Genomic DNA, 4,133 nt, shown 5'->3' on the forward strand with positions numbered 1-4,133 from the left:
GCATCGCTGGTCTTGCCGCCCCGATTGTCGAGGCCGCCGCCGCTGAGACTGAACCCCTGGTCTGCGATACGGATGTTCTGGCCACCAGAGACGACAGGCAGAAATTGAAACCACAACAGAGCGATCAGAACGCGGGCGATATGCATGGCGGTCCTGACTTGTGAACACCGAACCGTAGAACTACAGCCCAGGCGGACGAGGACAGATCAGCGGCGCGCCAGGTACTTCCCTTGGCTCATCAGGCCTGCTGATATCCACGATACGCAACCCGCACTTGCGCATGCCAGCCCAGACAAAATCAACACGATAGACGCCATCGGCCGTGGGTGTAAACCGCTTGGCGACCGGCCCACAGGAACCGCTGCTGTACTGGTCCTGCCAGAAAGAAAAGCCTTTGACCTGCACTGGCGCATCTGCGGGCACCGCAGCCTCTCGCACAGTTGGAACGCCGCTGAGCTTGTTGCTCAACGCTGCAATCCAGGGCAGCAGCACGCCCTCGCCTCCATCGCGGACAGATCCTGCGAATTCAAAGCCTTCGCACGCCGTGCTGGCGGAACTGATGGAGAAGCTTGCCGACATGGGCATGCCTGTGGAGCGGAGATGCAATGTGGCGTCTTTGGGCTGTGGCGTGTAGTTGCGGCGAGGTTCGATGGCGCAACCAGCCAGTAGAGCACCCAAAGAGAAGACTAATAAAAAAGAATGCATTCCACTCATATCATTCCTATACTTTACTTAAAACATAAGAGCATCTTTAATATTTATAATCATCAAATTCCCATAAAAAAAACTTTGATAATTTAGTAGAAATTTCCTGCCAACTTTCGCCCTCAATTCCGTCAACTAGTTCATGAATATTTTTATAAACCTCCTGCAAATTATATTCACGAATTAATAATAAACCACGCCCCCAATATGGATTGTATATATTATCAATCAACCACTCTGGAGTACAGATGAAAATCTCAAAATCGTCAGCTCCGAGAGTGCAATCAACCCCAATCTGAACACGAAGACTAATAGAAAAATTTCTCAGATTATCTGGACAATAGGTTTTCAAGTCAAAGATATCGCTAGTTATATTTTTTACAGCCGCCTTCATTATTACCTCACCGCTCTTTCAAGAAGATCAGTATTTACAGCTCATTCCTGCAACCTGCGCCTCCCTCGCTACTCAAGGCCTGAGTAAATATTTCTTGCACAGCAGTTGTTGAAGGCGGAGTTTCGCCCCAAGCTGGAGCACCTCATTTATTGGGAATCTGCCTGCCACCCCTTGATTTCCCTATGGGCTTTCACAGTAAAAAAGCTCCCGCGCGACCAAGAAACATCATGTTTTAAAAACTCTTGCTCAACTTCGATAACAAATGGCTCGCAGAAGCCATCTGAGACCATTCCATTCACTCCAAATCTTTTAACCAAACTCAAACTCAATTCCGTACAACACAACATAGTTCCAAGCCAGTAATCTTCTCCCTCCTCCGATAATTCAAATGGACTTAACTCGGATAGTTTCTTACAAAACCCCTCATGATCTACGATGCTATTCTGCGTCAGTAGTGGCGAATTCCATATTCTCCAAAAGCCCGCCACCAAACATCGATAAATAATATCAACAGTATATTGCCAATGAATAGGATTTTCATCTCTACTTTGCCCACCTAGCACTCCGTGTGGTGCATAGTCATCCAGCGTCAACATATAAATATCATTTTGAATTGCCACAGAATCTTTAAAAGAAATACTCAACATCACTTCACCTCACTCTTAACTGGGAATTTAAGCTTTAACACTTGGCCTTTACCTGCCTGATTGGAATTCAATTGGTTAATGTTGGCCCCATTTATCTCTACTGTTGCAGTAGTTGAAGAGGTAGCAGAACTTGCTTGCCCAGCGGGTCTGTATGTAATCCAAGCGCCATCGCTATTCTGCGCGCGCCAGCATCCGTCACACCCAGCTATTGGCTTCTTCGCTATCGGAAAATCCTCAAAGATTTTATTCACAAAGTCCTCAGCAGTAGCACTCGGATTTTGGCTTGCAGGCATCTCTCTCGGCGTACCCGGCCCCCCGATAGGGATACCCGGCAATTTCCCATCCTTCAAGTCATTTACAGCTTTGGTGTTCAACACCGAATTAGGTGCTTTATTTGTTAAATCAGGGCCTGTCGGATTTTTACCAATACGTTCCAAAGCCGCTTTTTCGTCTTCAACTATAGAACTTCCGTTGGTTTTTCCTGTGGAATCAGCCCCTCCTCCAGGCTTCTTACCCCCCGGCACTTTCCCACTAGGCACTACCGATGGTGCAGTCGAGTTCGTCGCTAGACCTGCCGCCGTCTCGATCACGACCATACAACCCTGTGGGCGTAAAGCGCAGTAGTTCACCGTCCCCAGTTGATACAGTAGCGCGATCTCCGACGCTGCCATCTTTCCGCTGTTGACCAGCATCTGTGTGAACGCCGCGTTCCCGATCACGGGAGCGATGATGGGCGTCAGCACAACCGCCGCCACCCTCAATGCCTGTTCGTTGCACTGGCTGGGATTGGCGTTGCATGCCTCGACGGTTTTTCTCGCGTCACTGACTTGCTGACGATAGACGGGATCCGTTGCCAGACGCTGGCCCTGGTACTGGCCCAAATCGTTTTGCACCGCTCCGCCAGGAATCTTGCCGTCTTTGACGAGTTCATTCATGCGGTTGGTGCCGTCCACGACATCCTTCCAAAGGTCCCCGCAGTTACCGCCTGTATCACAGTTGGCCAAGGCGATGTTCTGTTCTGTGCTGAGGCTTTCCCACTTGTTGCGGATCTGGGCTTCTTCTTCCTTGCTGCACCCTTGGGCCTTGCAGTTGGCAAGGTCCTTGGCGTACTGGTTCCATTGGTCGTGAGTGAGGTAGTTGTTGACCGTAGCGTTGCCTGCGGCGGCAGCACCCGCAGCTCCTCCCGTGGTCGCTCCAATCGCCGTGCTGGTCGCAGCCAGCACGGCGTCTCGGGCTGGGCCCTCTACTCCCATGGAAGTGAGTACGTTGTCCAGTTCCGCCACTACAGCCTGACTGGTAGCTGCACCGGCTGCGCCACCCGCACCACCGACCAAACCTCCGATGACGGTGTGCGCCAGGACGCGCATGGCTCCGCCTTCTGACCAGTCACGCTCGATGCCATCCGCCTGATTCAAAAGCTCCTGCGCCCGGGCTGGATCTTTTTCATCAGCGGCCTGCTCCCGCAGTTTGCCGGCCTCATTGAGCCGCCCTTGCGCATAGTCCCCCACCGCCTTGCTCGCGCGTGAACCAAACTCCCGCGTGATCTCGATCTGCGCATTGACGTTCTCGCGCACCTTGTCCTTGTCGAAGATGGGCTTGAGGCCCGTCTCCTTGTCCCCCGTGCGCGCACCGCTGTCACCCGCCACGCCGCTGATGCCTGCCTTGGTGGTGCTGCTGGCATTGCCGCTGTCGCTGCCCACGCCGGCACTGCCGCCCGTCAGGCCCTTGCCTGTGTCGAGTGCGGCCTTTTTTTGTTCTTCTGTCTTGGCTGTGCTCTGGTCACCTGCCTGGAAGCCCACGCTGCCGCCTGCGCTCCAGCCGCTGGCGTCGTAGGCCGCGTGGTTTTCAATGTCGCTGGTGGTCAGCTTGCCGCCGGTTTCAAAGCGGTTCTTGCCGTCGTCCATCGCCACCTGGGTGCTGGTGATGGCGCCGCCCTTGAGCGTGGTGTCGCCCTTGACCTTGACGTCAAAGCCACCGTCGCCAGCGCGGATGCCGCTTTGCTCGACCACGCTCTGGTAGTCGCTGTCGATGCGCGTGCGCCCGGCGCTGCCGCCCACGCTGGAGGCGCCGTAGCACAGGGGAGGCACGCACAGGCTGACGTTGAGGCCTGCGCTGCTGCTTTTCTCGTTGTAGGTGCTCTTGTCCTGCAGGCTTTCGATGGCGAGGTTGCCGCCTATGTCGGCCTTGACCGTGTCGGCCACGATGGTGGCGCCCTTGAGCGTGGTGTCGCCGCCGCTTTGCACGCTGGCCGTGCCGCCTGCCTTGATGTGGGTGTTGGTGTGGCTGAGGCTTTCACCGCTGCCACTGCCCTTGCCCTGGCTGAGCCCCACATTGACGCTGAAGCCGTTCTTGCTGCCCAACGTGAAGGCCACGCCCACGCTGGCCGA

General features: G+C 54.4%; 4 protein-coding genes. All 4 read right to left on the reverse strand.

The window, feature by feature from the left end:
* Nucleotides 1-180: 180 nt before the first annotated feature.
* Nucleotides 181-705 (reverse strand): hypothetical protein, encoded by a 525-nt coding sequence (locus ACF8LI_RS22455; protein ID WP_353179977.1) that lies wholly within the window; start codon nucleotides 703-705, stop codon nucleotides 181-183.
* Between the two features lie 46 nt (nucleotides 706-751).
* Nucleotides 752-1,099: an Imm8 family immunity protein gene (locus tag ACF8LI_RS22460; protein ID WP_392414165.1), complete on the reverse strand. Its 348-nt coding sequence runs from the start codon at nucleotides 1,097-1,099 to the stop codon at nucleotides 752-754.
* A 146-nt stretch (nucleotides 1,100-1,245) separates the two neighbouring features.
* Entirely contained in the window at nucleotides 1,246-1,746 is a 501-nt protein-coding gene (locus tag ACF8LI_RS22465; RefSeq protein WP_202760079.1) for a hypothetical protein, read from the reverse strand.
* A partial coding sequence (locus tag ACF8LI_RS22470) for a hemagglutinin repeat-containing protein (protein WP_392414166.1) occupies nucleotides 1,746-4,133 on the reverse strand: 2,388 nt, incomplete at its 5' end. The genes ACF8LI_RS22465 and ACF8LI_RS22470, both read right to left, overlap by 1 nt.

This window comes from Delftia sp. WSY_12 (genome assembly GCF_043104645.1).
GTDB lineage: Bacteria > Pseudomonadota > Gammaproteobacteria > Burkholderiales > Burkholderiaceae_C > Comamonas > Comamonas tsuruhatensis.

Bases quoted from the DNA above. Each gene is read 5' to 3' on its own strand.
- ACF8LI_RS22465 (WP_202760079.1), bottom strand. From the start codon at position 1,746: ATGTTGAGTATTTCTTTTAAAGATTCTGTGGCAATTCAAAATGATATT.
- ACF8LI_RS22455 (WP_353179977.1), bottom strand. From the start codon at position 705: ATGCATTCTTTTTTATTAGTCTTCTCTTTGGGTGCTCTACTGGCTGGT.
- ACF8LI_RS22460 (WP_392414165.1), bottom strand. From the start codon at position 1,099: ATGAAGGCGGCTGTAAAAAATATAACTAGCGATATCTTTGACTTGAAA.